At 40.8% G+C, this 22721-nt stretch carries 24 protein-coding genes; 19 read left to right on the top strand and 5 right to left on the bottom strand.

Annotated features, from left to right (window positions below; translation table 11 throughout):
* The 9 genes from ACR2F3_RS04670 to ACR2F3_RS04630 form a co-directional block, all read left to right on the top strand.
* Window positions 1-306 (top strand): transposase (locus ACR2F3_RS04670; RefSeq protein ID WP_432708816.1); only part of this gene is annotated, 306 nt, incomplete at its 5' end.
* A 175-nt stretch (window positions 307-481) separates the two neighbouring features.
* On the top strand, window positions 482-946 hold the full coding sequence (locus tag ACR2F3_RS04665; RefSeq protein WP_432708815.1) for a cytochrome B: 465 nt from the start codon (window positions 482-484) through the stop codon (window positions 944-946).
* Between the two features lie 258 nt (window positions 947-1204).
* On the top strand, window positions 1205-2614 hold the full coding sequence (locus tag ACR2F3_RS04660) for an anthranilate synthase component I family protein (protein ID WP_432708814.1): 1410 nt from the start codon (window positions 1205-1207) through the stop codon (window positions 2612-2614).
* Window positions 2615-2626: 12 nt separating this feature from the next.
* Window positions 2627-3211 (top strand): anthranilate synthase component II, encoded by a 585-nt coding sequence (locus ACR2F3_RS04655; RefSeq protein WP_432708813.1) that lies wholly within the window; start codon window positions 2627-2629, stop codon window positions 3209-3211.
* Complete coding sequence (gene trpC, locus ACR2F3_RS04650; protein ID WP_432708812.1) at window positions 3195-3986, top strand: indole-3-glycerol phosphate synthase TrpC; 792 nt, start codon at window positions 3195-3197, stop codon at window positions 3984-3986. The genes ACR2F3_RS04655 and trpC overlap by 17 nt, the downstream gene beginning before the upstream one ends.
* 23 nt (window positions 3987-4009) lie before the next feature.
* Window positions 4010-5173, top strand: a complete 1164-nt coding sequence (hflX, locus tag ACR2F3_RS04645) for a GTPase HflX (protein ID WP_432708811.1) — start codon at window positions 4010-4012, stop codon at window positions 5171-5173.
* A gap of 17 nt (window positions 5174-5190) precedes the next feature.
* Window positions 5191-5574, top strand: coding sequence for a 30S ribosome-binding factor RbfA (gene rbfA, locus ACR2F3_RS04640; protein ID WP_432708810.1), 384 nt, complete (start codon window positions 5191-5193; stop codon window positions 5572-5574).
* A 3-nt stretch (window positions 5575-5577) separates the two neighbouring features.
* Window positions 5578-6285 carry a peptidoglycan DD-metalloendopeptidase family protein gene (locus ACR2F3_RS04635; RefSeq protein WP_432708809.1) on the top strand — a complete coding sequence of 236 codons (708 nt, stop codon included), beginning with the start codon at window positions 5578-5580 and terminating at the stop codon, window positions 6283-6285.
* Window positions 6286-6304: 19 nt separating this feature from the next.
* A complete protein-coding gene (locus tag ACR2F3_RS04630) occupies window positions 6305-6970 on the top strand; it encodes a TonB family protein (protein ID WP_432708808.1) in 666 nt (221 codons plus the stop codon).
* Here ACR2F3_RS04630 and ACR2F3_RS04625 read toward each other — a convergent pair.
* A complete protein-coding gene (locus ACR2F3_RS04625) occupies window positions 6960-7820 on the bottom strand; it encodes a diacylglycerol/lipid kinase family protein (RefSeq protein ID WP_432708807.1) in 861 nt (286 codons plus the stop codon). The genes ACR2F3_RS04630 and ACR2F3_RS04625 overlap by 11 nt on opposite strands.
* Window positions 7821-7883: 63 nt before the next feature.
* On the opposite strand from ACR2F3_RS04625, the gene ACR2F3_RS04620 reads away from it, so the two are divergent.
* The gene (locus ACR2F3_RS04620) at window positions 7884-8858 is read left to right on the top strand and encodes an App1 family protein (RefSeq protein ID WP_432708806.1); all 975 of its coding nucleotides are present in this window, start codon (window positions 7884-7886) and stop codon (window positions 8856-8858) included.
* Window positions 8859-8884: 26 nt separating this feature from the next.
* Window positions 8885-9520, top strand: coding sequence for a leucyl/phenylalanyl-tRNA--protein transferase (aat, locus tag ACR2F3_RS04615; RefSeq protein ID WP_432708805.1), 636 nt, complete (start codon window positions 8885-8887; stop codon window positions 9518-9520).
* A gap of 1 nt (window position 9521) precedes the next feature.
* Here aat and ACR2F3_RS04610 read toward each other — a convergent pair whose 3' ends face one another.
* Together ACR2F3_RS04610 and amaB are read right to left on the bottom strand one after the other, a co-directional pair.
* Entirely contained in the window at window positions 9522-12419 is a 2898-nt protein-coding gene (locus tag ACR2F3_RS04610) for a DEAD/DEAH box helicase (protein ID WP_432708804.1), read from the bottom strand.
* Between the two features lie 541 nt (window positions 12420-12960).
* A complete protein-coding gene (gene amaB, locus ACR2F3_RS04605; RefSeq protein ID WP_432708803.1) occupies window positions 12961-14499 on the bottom strand; it encodes an L-piperidine-6-carboxylate dehydrogenase in 1539 nt (512 codons plus the stop codon).
* A 325-nt stretch (window positions 14500-14824) separates the two neighbouring features.
* Between amaB and ACR2F3_RS04600 the strand changes: the two genes are divergently transcribed.
* The 6 genes from ACR2F3_RS04600 to ACR2F3_RS04575 all read left to right on the top strand — a co-directional run bounded on the left by ACR2F3_RS04600 (window position 14825) and on the right by ACR2F3_RS04575 (window position 20114).
* Window positions 14825-16228, top strand: a complete 1404-nt coding sequence (locus tag ACR2F3_RS04600; protein WP_432708802.1) for a tetratricopeptide repeat protein — start codon at window positions 14825-14827, stop codon at window positions 16226-16228.
* Between the two features lie 62 nt (window positions 16229-16290).
* Window positions 16291-17058, top strand: coding sequence for a phosphosulfolactate synthase (locus ACR2F3_RS04595; protein WP_432708801.1), 768 nt, complete (start codon window positions 16291-16293; stop codon window positions 17056-17058).
* A 26-nt stretch (window positions 17059-17084) separates the two neighbouring features.
* Complete coding sequence (locus ACR2F3_RS04590; protein WP_432708800.1) at window positions 17085-17828, top strand: shikimate dehydrogenase family protein; 744 nt, start codon at window positions 17085-17087, stop codon at window positions 17826-17828.
* A gap of 16 nt (window positions 17829-17844) precedes the next feature.
* Window positions 17845-18480 (top strand): MBL fold metallo-hydrolase, encoded by a 636-nt coding sequence (locus tag ACR2F3_RS04585; protein WP_432708799.1) that lies wholly within the window; start codon window positions 17845-17847, stop codon window positions 18478-18480.
* 21 nt (window positions 18481-18501) lie between these two features.
* Complete coding sequence (locus ACR2F3_RS04580; RefSeq protein WP_432708798.1) at window positions 18502-19734, top strand: FtsX-like permease family protein; 1233 nt, start codon at window positions 18502-18504, stop codon at window positions 19732-19734.
* Between the two features lie 2 nt (window positions 19735-19736).
* A complete protein-coding gene (locus ACR2F3_RS04575) occupies window positions 19737-20114 on the top strand; it encodes a hypothetical protein (RefSeq protein ID WP_432708797.1) in 378 nt (125 codons plus the stop codon).
* Window positions 20115-20118: 4 nt separating this feature from the next.
* On the opposite strand, the gene ACR2F3_RS04570 is transcribed toward ACR2F3_RS04575, so the two are convergent.
* Both ACR2F3_RS04570 and mqnB read right to left on the bottom strand, forming a co-directional pair.
* Complete coding sequence (locus ACR2F3_RS04570) at window positions 20119-20958, bottom strand: menaquinone biosynthesis family protein (RefSeq protein ID WP_432708796.1); 840 nt, start codon at window positions 20956-20958, stop codon at window positions 20119-20121.
* Window positions 20955-21593 carry a futalosine hydrolase gene (gene mqnB, locus ACR2F3_RS04565; RefSeq protein ID WP_432708795.1) on the bottom strand — a complete coding sequence of 213 codons (639 nt, stop codon included), beginning with the start codon at window positions 21591-21593 and terminating at the stop codon, window positions 20955-20957. Before mqnB ends, ACR2F3_RS04570 begins: the two co-directional genes overlap by 4 nt.
* 64 nt (window positions 21594-21657) lie before the next feature.
* Here mqnB and ACR2F3_RS04560 point away from each other — a divergent pair, with 64 nt between their 5' ends.
* Entirely contained in the window at window positions 21658-22068 is a 411-nt protein-coding gene (locus ACR2F3_RS04560) for a 6-pyruvoyl trahydropterin synthase family protein (protein ID WP_432708794.1), read from the top strand.
* A gap of 12 nt (window positions 22069-22080) precedes the next feature.
* A complete protein-coding gene (folE, locus tag ACR2F3_RS04555; RefSeq protein WP_432708793.1) occupies window positions 22081-22716 on the top strand; it encodes a GTP cyclohydrolase I FolE in 636 nt (211 codons plus the stop codon).
* Window positions 22717-22721: the final 5 nt, after the last annotated feature.

The raw sequence follows: 22721 nt of genomic DNA, 5'->3' as shown, positions 1-22721 counted from the left end.
TGGCTGTATTGCTGTCGGAGCAAATGGCTCCATAAAGGCAGCAGCAGGCAAACTGGGGATAGACCTGGCTTGGCAAGACTTGCCAAATGGCATGAGGCAGTAAGACAGTCGGGCTTTAAGTCGTTTAACACCATATCAAGATCTATTCAATATCATTATCAAACCATATTGAATTACTTCGACGGCCGATCCACAAATGCCTCAGCTGAATCATTCAATGCAAAAATAAAAGCTTTCAGAAGTCAGTTTAGAGGAGTAAGAAGCATCGAGTTTTTCTTGTACCGCCTTACCCAACTTTATGCATAAAATCACCTTGCTCCACAAGTTTTTGACTTGATCCATTTTCATTGAGGGCCTTATAACACAAGCTGATGCCATATTTTTGGTAAACCTGTGGCAATTCTATTTAACTATCTTTTAATTAATCTAGGTGACCTTTTATGCGCTTTATATGCGCTACTGATGGAAGTATTTTATAAATTTGAAAGAAAAAATTATGGGCATAAGTGAAATATTAAAGAGTGCACACTCTGGTTGGCGTTACATCGTTATTGTATTACTGGTTGCAGCTATTGCTACAGCAATTTCAAGTTGGTTGAACAAGAAGCCTTATACTGAAGGTAACAGGAAGTTAAATGTATTTACATTGATCAGTGCACACATTCAGGCTCTATTGGGCTTGATTCTGTATTTTATGAATGGATGGTACAAAGTAGATAGCGCTGTTCCTATGGGCCGTTATTGGAAGATGGAACATATCAGCATGATGATTTTTGCAGTCATTTTAATAACTGTTGGAAATGCACGCTCTAAAAAGTTTTCTGACCCTGTAGTTCAACACAGAACGATTGCAATTTATTATACGTTAGCATTGATTATTATTTTTGGTGCTCTTTATGCAATGGTAAATGCAGATCCAACCAGAACTTTTTGGGGTATTTCTTAATATAATTTCGGTTTATAAGATTTATTTATAAATTTGTTCTACATGATTAACAAAAAACATACTTGGCAATGGCATACTAACTCTAAAAGGAGTTGCGTCGTAGCTTTGTGTACTTTATAGTTTATCAACCTAAACCAGAATCACATTGAAAAACCCGACGTATTACGTTGGGTTTTTTTGTTTTAAAGGAAATTGCATAATATTAATAAGCCTAAAGAAATAATAGGAAATAGATACGGTGCTGTTAATATAAGTTATATGATCAAAGAAAAATTTTCCATTCATACCACATTTAAAAAGAGATTGGCAGATACCATTACGCCAGTAAGTATCTATTTGCGATTGAGAGACGTTTATCCAAACAGCATCCTACTGGAAAGTTCAGATTACCATAGCAGGGAGAATTCTGTAAGTTACGTATGTGCTGATCCGGTGGCTGGCATTACCTTAAATGATGGTGTTTTATCAAGCTATTATCCGGATGGGAGCCAGGACGTAAAAACCGAATTTAACCTGTTAAAAGAAATTGATGCTTTTAAAGCCAGGTTTGAACGTAGTGGTACGTTAGACAAACGGTATATCTCCTCTGGTTTATTCGGATATTTTACCTGGGATACGGTACAGCATTTTGAAGATATTACCTTACAATCCAGCGTGCCAGATGGCGATCGCATCCCTTCCATGCAGTATCATGTATACAGGTATATCATTGCAATTGACCATTTCAGAAATGAAGTGACGTTATTTGATAATAATTTCGATGGTTCAGTAAATGCAGACCTGGAAAAGATAGAATACTTGATTCAAAACAAGAATTTTCCTGAATATAGTTTCAGGACCGTTGGTGAGGAAAGTTCTAACCTGAGTAATGAGGACTTTATTGGTGTGGTGGATAAACTGAAGAAACATATCCTTCGTGGCGATGTCTTTCAAATCGTTCCATCAAGAGCGTTTAAACAAAGTTTCTTGGGTGATGAATTTAATGTTTACCGTTGTCTGAGATCCATCAATCCTTCTCCATATTTGTTTTACTTTGATTATGGGAATTTCAAATTGTTTGGTTCATCGCCAGAGGCACAGATAACCATCAAAAACCAAACAGCTAATATTTACCCGATAGCCGGAACATTCAGACGTACTGGTAATGACGAAGAAGACGCCCTGTTGGCAAAACAACTTGAAGATGATCCAAAGGAAAGCGCGGAACACGTAATGCTGGTAGACCTCGCTAGAAACGACCTGAGCAGGCATTGCAACCAGGTAGAGGTTAAATCTTTTAAAGAAGTGCAGTACTATTCACACCTGATCCACCTGGTATCAAAAGTGTCAGGCAAGTTACAGACCGAGGTCTCTGCGATAAAGGTGGTAGCAGATACCTACCCTGCTGGAACCTTAAGTGGTGCCCCAAAGTATAAGGCCATGCAACTGATTGATGAATACGAAGGCCAGGGGCGTAATTACTACGCGGGGGCAATCGGTTATATGGGTTTTGATGAGGAATTTAACCATGCCATTATGATCAGGACCTTCATGAGTAAAAACAATGAACTTCATTACCGTGCGGGCGCCGGAATTGTTGCAGATTCTATTGCGGTGAACGAATTAAATGAAGTGAACAATAAAATAGCCGCCTTGCGCAAAGCCGTGGAAATGGCCGAAGGCATTTAAATGATAAAAGATATGCAAAAGAAAGTTTTAGTCATCGATAATTATGACTCCTTCACCTATAACCTGGTTCATTTAATCAACGAAATTGGTTACGAAGTAGAAGTATGGCGCAATGACAAATTTGAGCTTGAAGACGTGGCGCAGTATGATAAAATTTTGCTGTCTCCCGGGCCTGGCATACCTGAAGAAGCTGGTTTACTGCTGGATGTGATTAGGACTTATGCGCCCACAAAAAGCATCTTTGGCGTCTGTTTGGGCCAACAGGCTATTGCGGAGGCCTTTGGAGGTAAACTGCTAAACCTTGGCCGCCCCATGCATGGTATTGCAACCGCTATTGATGTACTGGATAAAGCTGAACTTACCTTTACAGATTGCCCTTCAGAAATCAATGTTGGCCGTTACCATTCCTGGGTGGTGGACAATAATGGCTTTCCTGCTTGTTTAAAAGTAACGGCTACAGATAAAGACGGACAGATTATGGCCCTACGCCATCACGAATTCGACGTACGCGGTGTACAATTCCATCCTGAAAGTGTTTTAACGGCCTTTGGCAAACAAATGATAAAAAACTGGTTAGATCATGAATATACTAGATAAAATCGTTCTTCGTAAGCGGGAGGAAGTAGCGTTAAGTAAAATGGAGGTTTCCATCAGGGAGCTGGAGGCTGCCGCAAATTTTAACCGTACTCCCTATTCTTTTAAAACATTTTTATTAGATAAAAATCGCAGTGGTATCATTGCAGAGTTTAAGAGGAAGTCGCCCTCTAAGGGCATTATTAATAATACCTCCACTGTGCAGGAGGTGACCACAGCTTATGCTGATGCTGGTGCTTCTGCACTATCGGTATTAACGGATACAGAGTTTTTTGGTGGTCACCGTGACGACATCATCAAAGCCCGTGCTGCAAACACTATCCCAATCCTGCGCAAGGATTTTGTGATCGACGAGTACCAGTTATTCGAAGCCAAAGCCATGGGTGCTGATATTGTATTGCTTATTGCGGCGATCCTCACCCCAAAAGAAATTATAAGCCTAACGGCCAGGGCAAAAAGTATGGGTCTAAATGTGCTTTTGGAAGTGCATAACGAGGTAGAATTGCAGCGCAGTGTTTGCGAGGGTTTAGATGCCATAGGCGTGAACAACCGTAACCTGGGCGATTTTACAGTCAACATACAAACCTCGTTTGACCTGGTTGACCAGATTCCTGCCGACTTTCTGAAAATTTCTGAAAGTGCAATTAGTGACACTGAAACGATTAAACAACTGAAAGCTGTTGGTTATCATGGCTTTTTGATAGGAGAGAATTTCATGAAAACAACTGATCCAGGGCTTGCTATGCGACGCTTTGTCAACGAATTAATCTCGGTATAACTTTTGTATCTTTGTAAAATACGATGGGAAAACAGAAAATTTATGATACTGCTGTTAAGCAGGAAAGAGCTGTACTTGTTGGTGTAATCAGACAGGGTGAAACAGAAGCAGAGACGAAAGAATATCTTGATGAGCTGGCTTTTTTGGTAGATACTGCCGGTGGAAAAGTAGAACACGTTTTTACACAAAAAATGATGCGTCCGGAACGCTCCACTTTTGTTGGGTCAGGAAAGCTTCTCGAGATACAGGCCTATGTGAAATCTGAAGAGATTGACATGGTGGTATTTGACGATGAACTTTCGCCGTCGCAACTAAGAAATATAGAAAGAGAACTACAGGTTAAAGTGCTGGACAGGAGTAACCTTATCCTGGATATTTTTGCCGGACGTGCTCAAACTGCGCAGGCAAAAACACAGGTAGAACTGGCACAACTTCAATACTTATTGCCGCGTTTAACACGTTTATGGACCCACTTGGAACGCCAGAAAGGTGGTATCGGGATGCGTGGTCCGGGTGAAACCCAGATTGAGAGTGACAGAAGGATGATTTTAGAAAAAATATCCTTGTTAAAAGAAAGGTTAAAGCTCATTGACAAACAGAATGAAACGCAGCGTAAAAACCGTACCCAATTAATTAGGGTAGCATTGGTTGGTTATACTAACGTGGGGAAGTCAACGATCATGAACATGCTTTCCAAATCGGAAGTATTTGCCGAGAACAAATTATTTGCAACACTGGATACCACAGTGCGTAAAGTAGTGATAGACAACCTGCCCTTTTTGTTATCAGACACCGTTGGTTTCATTCGCAAATTGCCGCATCACCTGGTAGAGTGTTTTAAATCTACGCTTGATGAGGTACGCGAGGCAGATATTCTGATCCATGTGGTTGATGTATCACATCCAAATTTTGAGGATCAAATAAATGTGGTTAACGAAACCCTTAAAGATTTAGGTGCCAGAGAGAAAGAAATTATTATGGTGTTCAATAAAATTGATGCCTATGCAAGTCCGGAGCCTTTAACATTAAGCGAATTTAAGAAAAGCTGGATGGCGCAACATAATGATCCAACCATGTTTATCTCGGCAACCCGGAAAGAAAATTTAGAAGAATTTAAGCAATTATTATATGATAAAGTTGTTGCTTTGCATACACAACGGTATCCTTATGATAAGTTGCTCTATTAATATAAGATCAGTAGAATATGGAAAGTAAAAGACAACAGAAATTTGCGGGCGTGCTGCAAGAAGAGCTCGCAGCAATTTTTCAAAAAGAGGGAGCCGCATATTTGCCGAATACACTGGTAACCATTACCAAAGTAAGGGTATCATCTGATCTTGGTGTAGCAAAAGTATACTTAAGCTTATTCAACACCAGCAATACCGCTTTGGCAATTGCTGAAATAAATTCACATGCAGGCGAGATAAGGTACAAGTTAGGTGCACGGATTCGTCACCAGGCCAGGATTATTCCGTCGTTAACTTTCTTCCTCGATGATACCAATACCTACGTGGAACAAATGGATAAAATTTTCGATAAGATTTCTAAGGAAAGAAAAGAAGATCCCAAAGACGACGAAGAGGCTTAACCAATGTCGCCGAGTACTGCATTCAACACCTATTTAAAATTAAACGGCCATCGTATTTCGAAGGTCGTTGATTTTAATACTGTTACAGACAAGCTGTATCCGTTTGATTTTACCAGTAAGAACACTTCCTTAACGGCCAACATTCTAGCGGATACGACAAGCTTCTCCAAATGGGTTAACCAGGAGCTTAGCGAAAATGATTGCAAGTATGGCATTGGTGGGTATAATGAACACCGTACCATTTATGCGCGCAGTGTGCATTTTGATACCGCTGAAGAGCCCCGGCGCTTACACTTGGGTGTAGATATCTGGGGGAAAGCTGCTACACCCGTATACAATTTTCACGATGCTACGGTGCACAGCTTTCAATTTAACGATCATTACGGTGATTATGGCGCAACTATAATCCTGAAATATAATTTTGATGGGTTAATTGTTCACGCTTTATACGGGCATTTGGACCTTGAATCCCTGAGTGGCTTACAGATGGGCCAGTCTATAGCTGCCGGAACGTTGTTTGCCCGTTTTGGTGCAGCCGAGGAAAATGGCCACTGGCCACCACACCTGCATTTTCAACTGATCTTCGATATGAAGGGGTTATATGGCGACTATCCTGGTGTATGCCGTCTGTCTGAAAGCGAACAATACCTGGCTAACAGTCCTGATCCTGCTTCCATATTACAATTTACTTTCCCCTCAAGCTTTGATTAAAAAATGAGTAAATTAGGGCATGAGAAAGATCTTTATTGCTGTTTTTCTGCTTTTAAATGTTACTGTATTTGCACAGCCTCAGCTAAAGGGAGGCCTGGAAGCTTATATCCTGTCAAATCTAATCTACCCGGCGTATTCGCTTCAAAATTGTATCGATGGCCAGGTAAAGATTGCGTTTAAATTGAACCAGGCTGGTGAAGTCACTTATTCGACCATACAAGCAGGCGTGGGTACTGATCTGGATGACGAGGCCTTGCGTTTAATTCGAAGCAGTACAGGTAAATGGATCATTCCTTCAGGCTACGACACCACTTCCCTTGCCGTGGTACCTGTAAATTTTAAATTAGACGCGGTTAATTGCCGTAATAAAACCAAGGCCTCTGTTAGACAGGCCATCGATACCTACCAGGCACAACAGGGGCTGGAGGACGCTATTTTAAACTATTATAGGAATAAAGAAAATGGGAAGGCCGATGCCGCTGAAGAGGAACGGTATATTGCCCTTAAAAAAGAGGGTGGTTATGATGAGGCTTACATGAAACACCGAATAGAAATGGGCCAAAAGAAGTTAAAGCAAAATGATAAACAAGGGGCTTGTGAAGACTTCCAGTTTGTGAAATACATGGGGTACAACCTGGCCGACGAACTGTTGAAACAGCACTGTGCCACCAATTTTACACAATAACCTTTATTGCATCTGGTATAATTTGGGCAGCAATGCGGTTTACTTTGCCCATATATTCTCCATCTACCTGAAAATGCACCTGGCGTTTAGTTTGAATGGTTAGCTCGCGGGTTTTAAATATTTCAATTTTTTCGTGGTTAAAGGGAAGAGAGGTAAAGTTGATTTTCAGGATTTCCATCACCGAATATTCTTTTATCAGGATAACCTCAAAAAAGTCATCGTCAAGTAGCCCATCCGGGTTAATTTTTATGCCTGTTCCATACATTGTTGCATTAGCTATCACAACCATTGCGGCCAACGATTTAATTTCCGTGTCGTCTGTTTTGAAGGAAACCTCCATTTTATGCCTTCTTCTGAATGCATACCATGCTGCCTTGGCGTATGCCCACATTCCCCTTTTAGGTAGGTCGTCAAAGCGTTTAACCACATAGGCATTGTAACCAATATCTGCAAGGTGTATACACAATTCACCATTCACAATCACTACATGTATACTTTTGGGTGTTCCAGTCAGGATCAGTTCGAAAGCTTCTTCAGGATTTGTAGGTATCCCTAATTCACGCGCCATTCCATTTGCAGAACCAGCAGGTACCAGCCCAAGGGGCGTGTTGGTGTTCAACAGACATTCTGCTACCAGTCGAAGGGTACCATCACCGCCTACGGCAATTACTTTTGTTGGGTTTGAATTTTTAATGGTTGCTTTGATGTCATCTATTTGGCAGCTAGGAGGGAGCTTAAAGATATCAAATAGCAGGTCTCTGCTAGAAAAAAAATCGGCGATAAGCGCATTGTAGTCGTTATCGTGGTTTCCCGAACTGGGATTCACTACGAACAGTAATTTTTGTTCCAAATGTGGTTATCGTTATAATTGTAAAATACAAACAACTGCGGGGTATACGCTGTTTTAAATATAATGAATAAATCTGTTAGTGTTAAAGTTTATCATGGGTACGGGCATACACATAATTTGGTGGTTTATGGCCACGTTTTTAAGTACAGGGCAAAGGTAAACCAGGTCTATAGTAACCACCTTATTGTTAATGTAATTAACCTCTTAAAGCTTTTTGTGGTTAAGCCGCTGCCATTTGCTAGGGTTAGGCTACACTTTGAAGGAGAAATCGTTGAGCGAAAAACAGAATACGACGGTTTTTTTAGATTTGAATGGGAAGCAAAAGAAAATGTGGACGCGGGCTGGCATACCGTTAAGGTAGAAACTTTAGGTGATGCGGGTGAGGTGGTTGCAGAATGCGATGGAAAGTTATATGTACCTCATATTACACAATTTGCCTTTGTGTCTGATATTGATGACACCGTAATGGTTTCTCATTCAGCCACAATTTTACGCAGGCTTCGCGAATTATTTATCAAAAATCCTCATACCCGTAAAACTTTTCTTGATACCCAGCTGCACTATTCCATGCTGGCAGAGTCTCATACCACCAAAGATCAGCCAAATCCCTTCTTTTATGTATCCAGCAGTGAATGGAATTTATATGATTACCTGATTGAAACTTTTACACACAATAAACTACCAGAAGGTGCTTTTCTACTTAACCAGCTCAAACAATGGAAAGACCTGCTTAAAACAGGCAAAACTGGTCACGACGGCAAGTTAGTCCGGGTTATGCGGATCATTGATGCATTTCCGAAGCAGCGATTTATTTTCTTCGGCGACAACTCTCAACAGGATCCTGCTATCTATACCACCATAGCAAATAAATACCCTGAAAACGTTACCGCCATTTATATTCGTAATGTGGTGGCGGGTAAAGCTGCCGTAACGGCGCAATTGCTTGAAGATGTTGAACGAAAAGGGGTGCGCACCTGCCTTTTCCAGCACAGCGAGGAGGCTATAGCACATTCAAAAAAAATAGGTTTGATCAATTAGCCAAAGCATATTGTGTAATATTGTACATGGTTTTCAGTTTGCCTCAAGATGCGCTTCTATTTCCCGATCCGGCACTTGCCGACCCTGATGGCTTATTGGCTATAGGTGGCGATTTGAGCCCAGAAAGGCTCATTATGGCCTACGAAAATGGGATTTTTCCGTGGTTTAGTGAAGGCGATCCTATTTGCTGGTTTTCTCCACCAGAACGTTGTGTCATCTTTCCAGAAGAAGTAAAGGTGAGTAAAAGCATGAAAAAAGTGTTTAAAGACGGTACCTTCAACATCAAAATGAATACTGCTTTTGCAGAGGTGATCAAACATTGTGCATCGGTGTACCGCAAGGGACAAGGGGGTACCTGGATCACCAATGATATGCAAAAGGCTTACATCAGGTTACATGAAGCAGGTGTGGCACATAGTGTAGAGGTCTGGCAGGGAAACGAGCTTGTAGGTGGATTATATGGATTGAAAATTAACCATGTATTTTGCGGCGAGAGTATGTTTAGCCTGGTCAGCAACGCCTCCAAAGCAGCACTCATCTGGTTATGCCGGAAACCCGAGTTTCAACTCATCGATTGCCAGGTGCCTAACGACCACCTGTTTAGTTTAGGCGCAAAACTAATTCCGCGTGCTGATTACCTTAAATATTTGAAACAAGTTTAACCTATTTTAGGAGTTCACTAATATCCTCTTTACTTAAAGATTTGAAAAAGCTTTCTTCTGTAGTAATCAATGAGCTGGCTAATCGTTTTTTTCTGTTTTGTAAAGACAGAATCTTCTCTTCTACTGTATCTTTAGCAATGAACTTATAGATAAAAACTTTTTTGTTCTGTCCAATCCGATGGGTTCTGTCTATAGCCTGTTGTTCAACTGCCGGATTCCACCAGGGATCTAAAATAAATACATAATCAGCCTCTGTTAGGTTCAAACCTACACCTCCAGCTTTAATGGAAATCAGAAATACCTTTAATTCCGGATCATTTTGAAAGCCAGCAACAATTTCCCCCCGGTTTTTAGTAGCACCATCTAAATAGGTATATGGAATGGTTTCCTGCTCCAGGTATTGTTTAAAAATGCTAAGGTGTTTCACAAACTGTGAAAAAATCAGCACTTTGTGACCGCCTTTTAAAACGTTATCAAGTGTGTTTATCACGTTTTCAAATTTCCCCGAGTCTGAAGTATAGTTATTATCTATCATGGCAGGGTGGTTGGCCAATTGTCTTAATGCCGTAAGGCCTTGCAGCAGCTGCACCTGCTTTTTTGCATAGGTGCCATCATCCATACTGCTAAGCAGGTCATTCCGGTAAGCCGATTTCGTTTTTTCATAATAAGCTGCCTGGTCTTCACTCATATCACAGTATATAACCTGTTCCGTTTTGGGAGGCAGCTCCTCGGCAACCTGCTCCTTGGTACGCCTCAGCACAAAAGGTTTAATAATGGCCTGTAACTTACGGGCCTTCTCTTCATCTTTTTTCTTCTCAATTGCCTGCACATATTGGTCGTTAAAAAACGCTTGTGTGCCCAATAAACCAGGGTTTAAAAAGGTAAGTTGTGTCCATAAATCGGCTACAGAGTTCTCCACTGGGGTACCGCTCAAAATTAGGCGGTGCTTAGCCTTCAGTGCTCTTACCGCTTTGAATGATTTGGACGAAGGGTTTTTGATATTCTGACTTTCATCCAGAATGATGTAATTGAAATAGAACTCTTTTAGTAAAGACACGTCCACACGGGTAATACCATAGGTGGTAATCACTACGTCGTATTTGATGAATTTGTCTACTGCTTTATCCCGGTTGGTGCCGGTATGCGCCAGGATTTTTAATTTGGGGGTAAACTTACGTGCTTCATTTAACCAATTGTAGATTAAGGAGGTTGGCATAATGATGAGGGATGTACCAGGTGTGTCGGCTTGCTCATTATCTTCCTTAAGTTTTTGCAACAAGGCAAGCGTTTGTATGGTTTTACCTAAACCCATGTCGTCGGCCAGGCAACCTCCAAAATTATAGGCCCGGAGGAAGCTAAACCAGTTATAACCGGCTTTCTGGTAACCTCTCAACTCACCTTTAAAATTAACAGGCATCTGTACGTCATCAATGTTTTCAAAGTCGTTCAAACGTTCCAATTTACGATTCAGGGTTACATTGGCCAGGCTATCATCCGAGAGGTCATTAAGCAGGCCGATGTGGTGTTTTTTAAGCTTTAAGCTTTTAGACCCGTCTGCCAGACTAAACAAACTTCCGTATTTAGTAAACCACTGTTCCGGAATAATGGCAATGCTGCCATCCGGTAAGGGGAACTCCCTCTTTTTATGTAAAATATATGGTTTTAACGCTAAAAACGGGATAGGGAAAATACCGAAATACACAATGGCGTTAATGTCGAACCAATCATTTTTTTCGCTAATCTCGAAGTCTATTTTATTCGTGGCAAATAAAAAGCGCTTATGACCAGTGGTCTGTTCAATTTCATAACCCTTGGCCTGTAAATCTTCCAGGTGTTCATTTACCCAGTTAATTACCCCATAGGCTTTATCTTCATCGGCATGTGGTTTACTTAATTCCAGGTTGTAAAAAAGCGCACTGGTTTTTTTTAGCCCGGCTTTAATCAATTCGTTAAATTTCGCTTTTTCCCAGTCGGCCTTGCGTTTAATGCGGGTAAATATATAGCTATCCTCATGTTTGGAAATCCGTACACTTACTTTACGTTCCGCATCCATCGGGAAAATATATTCACCGTACTTAAACAACAGCTGCAGTTGCGAGACTCCGCCTTCTACATAAATTACTTTAAGCAATGGCACGGGTTCATAATGTTCGGTTTTAATATCAAAACCTTCTGCATAAACATGGTACCGTTCAATCAGCGGCGCAACAAATTTCTCGAAATAAGCTTCTTCACTACTTTTTGGGATAGTGATATAGCGTTTATTTAAAAAAGGCTGCAGTTTTTTACCCTCAATATCCTGCTCAAAGAAGTAAAGCATATCCTCCAGCAGTAGCCATGCAGGCTGGTTGCTCACAACCTGGGCATCTTTAAACATAAAATCTATGCGCGTACCCTGGTACTTTATTGTAGGGAAATAACGGGTTTCAAAAGCATTTTTTCTGAAATGAAAGAGGACTGTTGCTGCATCTTCAGCAATTGTAATTTTTCGTTCTGCCGGCCAGCCATCTTTACCCATTAAATAAAGACCGTCTGTGATTGTTAATACAGATAAAACTTCTGCCAACCTTTTCTCTATTCTTGGCCGTACTTTATTGTAGAATTTATCATCAAAAAATTTACTGAAGAACTCGGTAGGTCTGATTTGTTTCTTATGGTACTTCTTGATAATAAAATCCTGTTCAATTTCATCGAGTGTTTTAATCAGCTTACGATCCAGGTCTGTCAGGTAACTTGAAAATTCTTCAGCTGTATGGCTAAACAAACGTTGGTGAGTTAGAGAAAAGTCGCCTTGAGGATTTAACTGAACCATGTGGGGCTCAATTAAATACCCCATATATTCATGTTTGCATAAAGAATAAACAATTTGGCATGGTTTGGCGCTATCTACACGTAACATATGAAAAGGTTAAAAATCAATAGAGGATTAGCAGATTAAAACCTTTAAACATACACAAATTGACAAGCTTTTTTAAGTCTTTCAACTAGAAATCGTAAAAAAAAATGGCGTTTCGCCAGGGAAAATATTATTAATGCAGGCGTCGGTTTTTTTAACTTAAATTTTTATTTAGAAGGGCCTTAGAAGGGGGTTAGAAGGGCCTTTCAAGGGCCTTTGAACGGCTACAGCCCTGCTAACACCCTTCTAACGGCGGCATATCACCCATTTATGGCCCCATAACCTGACAAGTCCTGTCTGAAATATGGTGCCCTGTAAACGGCAGTCAGGAAAACGCATGGTCCAGACATAACAGTTGCTTTACTGACAGTTAAGTCCTTGTCGTTTTTTGAAGGATGGAAAAGAAGGATGAGTGTGTGATGGAAAGTGGGTATTGGGCTTCCAACCCGTAGATCTATTAATACGGTTATATGACTGGTAAAGGCTTAATCTCCTTTGTCTGGCGTTAGCAACACCACCGGAAACCGGTGGTGTGCAACGTGCCTTAAATATGGAATTTTATTCCCTGTGCCAGGGGTAGAGTATCAGAATAGTTAATGGTATTGGTTTGGCGGCGCATATAACCTTTCCAGGCATCAGAACCACTTTCTCTGCCACCGCCGGTTTCTTTTTCGCCACCAAAGGCGCCACCGATTTCTGCACCTGAAGTGCCGATGTTTACATTGGCAATACCACAATCAGAACCACCTGCCGCTAAAAACAGCTCCGCTTCCCTTAAGTTTAAAGTCATGATGGCTGATGACAGACCTTGCGGTACGCCGTTTTGCAAACGGATCGCTTCGTCTAGCGTTTTATATTTGATGAGGTATAAAATTGGCGCAAAGGTTTCTTCCTGTACGATGTCGTAACTGTTCTCTACTTCAGCTACACAAGGTTTGACATAACAGCCTGAGGCATATTGTTCTCCTTCCAGCACGCCACCTTCAACGATGAAATTGGCACCTTCGGCTTTGCCTTTTTCAATAGCATTTAAGTACATGTCTACTGCTGCCTTGTCAATAAGTGGGCCTACATGGTTATTCTCATTCAACGGATTGCCAATTCGAAGTTGGCCATAAGCTTTAATTAACTTTTCTTTAAACGTCTCGTAAATATCCTCCTGAATGATCAGCCTTCGTGTAGAAGTACAACGTTGTCCGGCAGTACCTACGGCACCAAAAACAGCACCAATTAAGGACATGTCAAGGTCAGCATCTTTAGATATGATAATCGCATTGTTGCCACCTAGTTCCAGGATGCTTCGGCCAAAACGACCAGCAACGGCTGTGGCTACTTTTCTACCAACAGGGGTAGAACCTGTAAAGGAAACCAATGGAATTCTGCTGTCGTTATTTAACAAGTCGCCAATTGGGTTACCGATAACCACACTTGAAATTCCTTCGGGCATATTATTGGCTTTTAACACTTGTGCAAGAATGTGCTGACAGGCAATGGCACACACCGGTGTTTTAGACGATGGTTTCCATACACATACATTTCCACAAACCAGGGCAAGTGCTGCATTCCAGCTCCATACCGCAACCGGAAAATTGAAAGCAGAGATTATGCCTACAATACCCATTGGGTGCCATTGCTCGTACATACGGTGTTGCGGGCGTTCAGAATGCATGGTTAGTCCATATAACTGTCGGGATAAACCTACCGCGAAATCGCAGATGTCTATCATTTCCTGCACTTCACCTAAGCCCTCCTGTAAACTTTTTCCCATTTCATAAGAGACCAGGGTACCCAGGTCTTCTTTGTTGGCACGTAAGGCATCGCCCAGCTGGCGTACCACATCACCTCTTTTTGGTGCAGGAATATTGCGCCAGTATAAAAAAGCTTCCTGTGCGGTTTTTATCACATGTTCATAGTCTTGTTCGCTGGCAACCTGTATGCGCGCAATTTGTTCTCCACCAACCGGAGAATAACTGGTAATGGTGGCGGCACCTGAAATTGGTCCGTTCAGACTTCCCGTACTGAAAGCCGGGTTTTCTGCTAATACGCCTAAGTTTTGTAGTACGGTGCTGATTTCTTTTTGCATAGCGAGAATGGTTTTTATAACAAATGGATATAAACAAAGATGCTCATTTGAGGTGTATAAAAAAAAGGCAAAGCCGGTTTCTTGACCCCTGTATTACCAGTTTTAAAGATAACTTTGTTTATTTTTGTAAATAATTCTGAACAACCCAAAGGCATTTAATGCGAGTAAATAAATCTTTAAAATTCTAATAATTACTAATTTATAGGTTAATTGTAGCGTTAGGCATTTAAATATTGAAAATATTTTAGCCTTTTACGTTTAATTAGCGTAAACTTATAATGTGTTTTTAGACAACAAGGGAAATGTTCTTTAATTAATCAAATACATGGAAGAGGAATTTAACTTCGACTTTAACGATGATGCACAGCGATCGGTAGAACGTTACGAAGAAATGATACGTAATCAGGATCAGTATTTTTTCGATGCCCAGGCTTTTGAAAACATCATTGATTATTATATAGAGAAAAGTGATCCGGTTAAAGCATTGCAGGTAATCGAATATGCCTTAAACCAGCATCCTTATGCGGCGATATTTTTCGTCAAACAAGCACAATTATATTTTGTAACCAACCAGTTGGACCGGGCTTTTGAGTCTCTTGAAAAAGCAGAGTTGCTGGAAGCATCCGAAGCAGAGATCTTTATTCTACGCGGTAATATCTATTCCAGCCTGGATCAGCATGAACTGGCGTTGGAAAACTTTAAAAAAGCATTGGAATTCGCAGAAACGATTGACGATGTTTTGTTGCAGATTGCTTATGTCTACCAGAATATGCTGGATTACGAAAGCGCAATCATATATATTAAACGTAGCCTGGAAATCAATATGGAGAACAAAGACGGCCTCTATGAGCTTGCTTTTTGTTATGACATATTAGATAAGCAGGAGGAAAGCATCCAGTTTTATACGGAGTATATTGATAACGATCCTTATAGTTACGCGGCCTGGTATAACCTGGCGAATTCATATCACAAGCTTGATTTGTTCGAAAAAGCAATTGATGCCTATGATTATGCCATCTTAATTAAAGATAATTTCGCCTCTGCTTACTACAATAAAGGAAATGCCCTGGTGCAGCTGGATCGCTTTGCAGAAGCGATTGAAGTGTACAAACATACTTTCGAATACGAAAAGCCTAATGCTGATACCTATTGTGCCATTGGCGAGTGTTATGAAAAGCTTGAAATGATGGATGAGGCCCGTTCGTATTATAAAAAATCAGTAAAGATGGATCCGAAATTGGCTGATGCCTGGTTTGGTATCGGTGTAACACTGAACTTTGAAGAACGATATTTCGAATCATTACATTTTTATAAAAAGGCATTAGACCTGGATGGTGTTAACCCGGATTTCTGGTTCGCTATGGCTGATGCTTATTATAAACTTGGGCAAATGGACAAATCTGTAGATGCCTATCACCAGGTTTTATTATATAACCCTACAGATGTGGAAGCCTGGCTTGACTATTCTACTGTCCTTTACGAACAGGGAAAGCTGATCGATGCTTCAGAAATTATCATGGAGGGAATAAAAAATAATCCGGATGCCGCAGAACTATATTACCGCATGGTGGCCTATTTGTTTGCAATGAAGGAAAACGATGAAGGTTTCGCATACCTGGAGACGGCTTTAAGTATTGAGCCAGAAAAGCATTACATTTTATTTGAATACCTGCCTCAACTACAGGAAAACGGATTGATATTAGAAGTTATTAACCGTTATATCAAATAAAGAACGTCTTTTCGAAAATCATCTCTTAAAAAGTCTATTTTTTTTTCACCTTTGCAGTATATATGAATTACCCTTTAAATAATATACCCGAACGTCCAGTAAAACCTCGTAACAAAGGTATAACAATGGTTATGGACAAAGGTTTAAGCTTAAGACAAACAGAAGATTTTATTGATGTTGCCGGTGTTCACACTGATATTGTTAAATTAGGATGGGCTACTTCTTTTGTTACCCCAAACCTGAAAGAGAAATTAGCCATTTATAAAAGTGCAGGAATTCCTACTTATTTTGGCGGAACCTTATTTGAGGCATTTGTGATCAGAAACCAGTTTGATGATTATCGCCGCGTATTAGATCAGTTTGGAATGGAGTATGCAGAAGTTTCTGATGGCTCGATTTTTATTGAACACGAGGAGAAGTTAGAATATATCGCAAAACTGGCTAAACAGGTAACTGTAATTTCTGAAGTAGGCTCAAAGGATGCAAAGAAAATCTTCGCCCCATACAAGTGGATTAAACTAATGAATGCAGAAATTGAAGCTGGTTCATGGAAGGTGATTGCTGAAGCTCGTGAAGGTGGAAACGTTGGTATTTACCGTGAATCAGGAGAAGTTAGGGAAGGTTTAGTTGATGAGATCTTAACACAGATTCCTGAAGAAACCATCATTTGGGAAGCCCCACAGAAAGAACAACAAGTTTGGTTTATAAAACTGATTGGTACCAATGTAAATCTTGGAAATATTGCTCCTGCGGAAGTTATTCCATTGGAAACGATTCGCCTTGGCTTAAGGGGAGATACGTTTGACCATTTCCTTAATTTATCTAAATAAGCGTTTTAAACGTTTACCGAAACATTATGGTTAAAACATTTGGTTTAATCGGCTACCCTTTGTCACATTCTTTTTCTAAAAAGTTTTTTACTGAGAAATTTGATAAGGAGGGTATTGCAGATTGTCAGTATGAACTGTTCCCCCTTACCGACATTAGTATGCTTACGCAGCTATTAACTAATAAGGGGCTGACAGGCTTAAACGTGACGATCCCTTATAAAGTAGCCGTTATTCCATTTCTCAATGAAATGGACGATGCTGCACGCCATATTGGTGCGGTAAATTGCATTTCCATTAATCACGATAAAAATACACCCTATTTAAAGGGATATAATACTGATGCTTACGGTTTCGAAGAATCTTTGAAACCCTTGTTGTCACAATATCATCGTCAGGCTTTGATTTTTGGCAATGGTGGAGCGGCTAAAGCGGTTAAATATGTGCTCGATAAACTTGGAATTCCTTACCTGACCGTGGTAAGATCAGCTGCAGAAGGCTGTATCACCTATGAAGAGGTAACCGCTGACTTGTTGCAGGAATACCAGGTGCTGATTAACACCACCCCATTGGGTATGTCGCCGAGCCTGGATACTTGTCCGGCAATTCCATATGAGGCGCTCACCGATCGACACCTGGCATACGATTTAGTTTATAATCCTGCCGAAACATTATTTTTACGCATGGCGAAAGATAGATGTGCTAAAACTAAAAACGGATTAGAAATGTTGGAGCTCCAGGCTGAACGTTCCTGGACCATCTGGAATTCATAAACACTTATTGCTTATCATGATTAACATCAAGAAATTTACTTTTAATGCGTATCAGGAAAACACCTATGTGTTGTATGATGAAACAGGTGCCTGTGTGATTATTGACCCAGGAATGTATGAATCGTACGAGCAGAATGAGCTGGTTGCTTTTATTAAAGAGAATAATTTAACACCAACAGCTTTGCTCAATACACATTGCCACCTGGATCATGTGTTTGGTAATAAATTTGTTTTTGATCAGTGGGGTTTAAAACCCCAGTTCCATCGTGGCGAAATGAAAATTTTGCAGGCCATACCTAGTTACGCACCAGGTATGGGCTTTAGGTATGATATGGGGCCTGACCCGGACGTATTTCTGGAGGAGGGTGACCAGGTGAAATTTGGTGAAAGTGCACTCGAAGTGCTGCTTGCGCCAGGTCATTCGCCGGCACACATTTGTTTCTATGCGAAACAAGAGAACTTTTTAATAGGTGGCGACGTGTTATTTTATGGCAGTATTGGCCGCACAGATCTACCAGGTGGAAATCATGAGCAGTTATTACAAAGTGTTAGGGAAAAGTTGTTTACCTTGCCAGTTGATTGTGAAGTTCATCCCGGCCATGGAAAGTCAACTTTCATTGGTTTTGAAAAAGAAAATAATCCATTCTTTTAACGCAGGTTAACCATTTACCCAATGAACACAGCCTTTTATATTGCCCGCAGGTATCTTTTTGCTAAAAAATCCACCAATGCGATCAATATAATTTCCACTATTTCTGTGTTGGGTGTTTTTGTTGGAAGTGCTGCGCTGATCATTATTTTATCCGTTTTTAACGGCTTCGAAGAGGTTGTGTTGAAAATGTATAATACTTTTACGCCCGAGGTGGTGGTAGTGCCTTCGCATGGCAAAACCTTCGACCCGGATACCGATACCTTTAAGCAGATAAAGGGAGACTCCCGTATTTATTCCTATACAGAAGTATTGGCCGAAAATGCCTTACTCCGCTATGGGGATCGGCAGTCTGTAGGTTTGGTAAAGGGCGTTAGCGACCAGTACCTTAAAAATCAAAGTCTCGATAGCATTACCGTGCAGGGTAGTTTTGTGCTGGAAAATTCGTCTGGTCCACAAGCAGTAATTGGATCGGCTATCCAGAATTACCTGATGATCAACACTAACGATCCATTTACCCCCTTGCAGATATATTCTCCAAAAAAGGGAAGTAATGCAAGTTCAATCAATCCAGCTGATGACTTTACTATGGCTACCATACCTGTGGCTGGTGTATTTGAACTGCAGCAGGATTTCGATGACATGACCATTGTGCCCTTATCTTTTACACGCGAACTGCTTCAGGAGCCGAAAAATATTTCATCTATTGAAATAAATCTTCTTCCTAACGTAAGTGCCGAAAGTTTCAAGAAAGAGATTGAAAGACAGTTAGGGGAGGGATTTGTTGTAAAAGACAGGTTACAACAAAATCAGGTCTTGTATAACATACTGGGTTCAGAAAAATGGGCTGTATACATCATACTGACTTTCATTTTAATCATCGCGATTTTTAATATTATTGGCTCACTCACGATGCTAGTGCTGGATAAACTAAAAGATATAGCGGTTTTAAGCAGCCTTGGCGCAAGCAAGCGCTTAATAAAACGAATATTTCTGATGGAAGGGATGATGATTACCATGACAGGGTGTATATTTGGCCTATTAGTCGGGTTTCTCTTTTGTTGGGCTCAAAAGGAATTTGGTTTCGTACAGATGTCACAGGAGAATCTGATGATTCCAAGTGCCTACCCCGTTGCTTTTAAAGGGATGGATTTCGTGCTGGTTTTTATTACCGTCAGCGTATTCTCTTTTATTGCGTCGGCCTTGTCGTCTAACTTAAGCGTAAAGAAGATTAACCATATTAACAAAGATCTATAACTATGATGCATACCAAAAAAATAACGTTGTTATCTATTGTTCTGGCCTTGGCTGTTATAGCTTGTAACCGCACACCTGTAGAGGGTGACAATAGCGAGGTTAAAGTGATAAAAGGACTTTATAGCTATGGCCCAGAACTTCGTGCTTTTACCGATTGCGACGAAGGCAGGGAGTATTGGGTAGCAGACAGTGCCAAAACTCTGGAACTTGCCTATAACGAACTAAACTTCGAAAAGCCATATGTGCCGGTTTATATTGAAGTGGAAGCACGTGTGGTAAAATCAGACAGCAGTACGGTAACCGCTAACTTCGATTCAACCCTTGTAGTAACCAAGGTGTTGAAGGTAACAACCGAAATTCCTGATGGGCCTTGTAATTAATTATTTATCCTTCCACATATAGATTCTTCCTGCGTACCGGAATAATTTCTTTTGATTCTGCGATACTAAACAATTTATCGATGGCTTTACGGCCTTCCAAGCCCAGGTCAATAGTGTATTGGTTTACGTAAAGCTCAATATGTTTATACATGACGGCTTCGTCCATGGCCTGCGCATGTTCTTGTATAAATTCCAGTCCTGATTTAGGATTGGCAAATGCAAACTCAACAGATTTTCTTACTATTCTGTTCAACTTTTGCTGTACTTCTAACGGTAATTGTCTGTTAGCTACGATGCCGCCCAGGGGAATGGCACAACCAGTAAGGGTTTCCCAATAATTACCCAGGTCGATGATTTTGTGAAGTCCCTTTTCGCCGTAGGTGAAACGGTTCTCATGAATGATGAGGCCCACATCAATCCGGTCCTCTAATAAAGCGTTCTCTATGTCAGAGAATACCAACTCCTGTTTATTGGTTAGTTGTGGATAGGCAATTCCTAATAAAAAATTGGCTGTAGTAAACTTACCTGGAATACCGACGCGCAGATCGGCTGAAAGTTCCTGGTTGAGTAATGCCGGGTTTTTGCAAATTAACAATGGGCCAACGCCGAAGCCCAGCGCACTGCCCGCATTAAGTAAAGCATATTGTCCGCTGACGTAAGCCAGGGTATGAAAGCTTAACTTAGTGATGTCTAAAGTGCCACAGAGTGCTTTTTGATTCAAGGTTTCCACGTCATCAAAAGTTACTTCAAAGTCTAAACCCTCCGTATCTATCTTATGGTGAATCATGGCATCGAAGATAAAGGTGTCGTTGGGGCAGGGCGAAAATCCTAATGTAAGTTTCATGGGGTAAAATTAAGTAAAAATTCAATGGCCCATTGGTTGAGGTTTTGAATAGCCAAACCAACCTTCCAGCTTTCTTTATTTCTTTCTTCGACATAGTTAGAAATGGCTCGAACCTGCAAACATGGCAGTGCAGCCTGTTCGCAGGCATAAAATACAGCAGCACCTTCCATACTTTCCGTTGCAGGATGCAGGCGGTTTACAACAGAATCTATAGAAGTGCGGTTTCCATGAACCATGTTAACGGTGATGCCTTTAACCTTGGGAAGGATGTTGAGCAAGGAGTGGTGAGCGTTGTAATTACACGCATAGGTGGTTTTACCAAAACCCAGTTCACTAAGGCTTAAAAAGGAATCTTTGTCTTGAGCGCCCAGTTCCGAAAATTCGTCCTCGATTACCTGTACCAGGGAGCCTAACGAAATACTGCGGTCAAAAGAACCTGCAATACCCAGGTTTAACACGAGCTGGTAATCTGCGGAGAGGGTTTTACCCAGGGCAAAAGCCGTAGCGGTCATGCCGACACCGGTAATAAGGATATCGAACACAGGGCATTGCATAAAAGCTGCCGGCGGACAGTCGTAATGCTCATAGATGCCCTTTACTTCTGCAAAGGTGGCGGCTACAACAAGTATTTTCATTCACCTAAGGTAATAAATCGCTTTCAGTTCGTTTCTATGTATATTTGTAGTCAATTTTAGAGAAATGATTTATATAACACGCAAAGCGTCATTTAATGCTGCACATAAATTAGCCAGGCCAGATTGGTCTGATGATGAAAATGCAGCGGTGTACGGAAAGTGTGCTAATCCAAATTGGCACGGGCATAACTACCAATTATATGTTACTGTTAAGGGAGAGATTAATCCGGAAACGGGGTTTTTAGTTGACCTTAAATGGCTAAAAGATATAACTAACAAGTATGTTGTCGATAAAATCGATCATAAGAACCTAAACCTGGATGTAGACTTCATGCAAGGTAAACTTGCATCTACAGAGAACCTGGCAATAGCCGTTTGGGATGAATTGCTGCCACATATAGAAAATGGGGGTGCTACCTTACACAGTATTAAAATTTATGAAACCGAGAATAACTTTGTTGAGTATTTCGGATAATTACATAGCTTGATGGATAATAAAACACAAACGTTTACCGAAGAGGAAAACGAAGGGTACTTAAAAATTGACCGTTACAACGAAGATAAAATTGCCTCTTTAGCTGATCATTATAAAGATATTTTAAAACAGCTGGGAGAGGATCCGGCGCGCGAAGGCTTATTGAAAACTCCGGAACGTGTAGCAAAAGCGATGCAGTTTCTTACCCACGGTTATGATACCAAACCGGAAGAGATTTTACGCTCAGCCATGTTTAAAGAAGATTATAGCCAGATGGTGGTGGTTAAAGACATTGAAGTGTTCTCGATGTGTGAACACCACATGCTTCCTTTTTTTGGTAAAGCACACATCGCTTACATACCAAACGGACATATAGTTGGTTTAAGCAAGATTCCGAGGGTTGTTGATGCATATGCCCGCCGTTTACAAGTTCAGGAACGTCTAACCAATGAGATTAGAGACTGTATACAAGAAACGTTAAAACCTGCAGGAGTAGCGGTTGTTATAGAATGCAAACACTTGTGCATGGCCATGCGTGGTATTCAGAAACAAAATTCAGTAACAACAACATCTGCTTTTACTGGTGAATTTGCTAAGGACAAAACCAGGGCAGAATTTTTAAGATTAATTACGGCAAATTTACATTAGAACAT

This window comes from Pedobacter sp., from assembly GCF_045627485.1.
Classification (GTDB): domain Bacteria; phylum Bacteroidota; class Bacteroidia; order Sphingobacteriales; family Sphingobacteriaceae; genus Pedobacter.
This window is presented reverse-complemented; position numbering and strand designations above follow the sequence as displayed.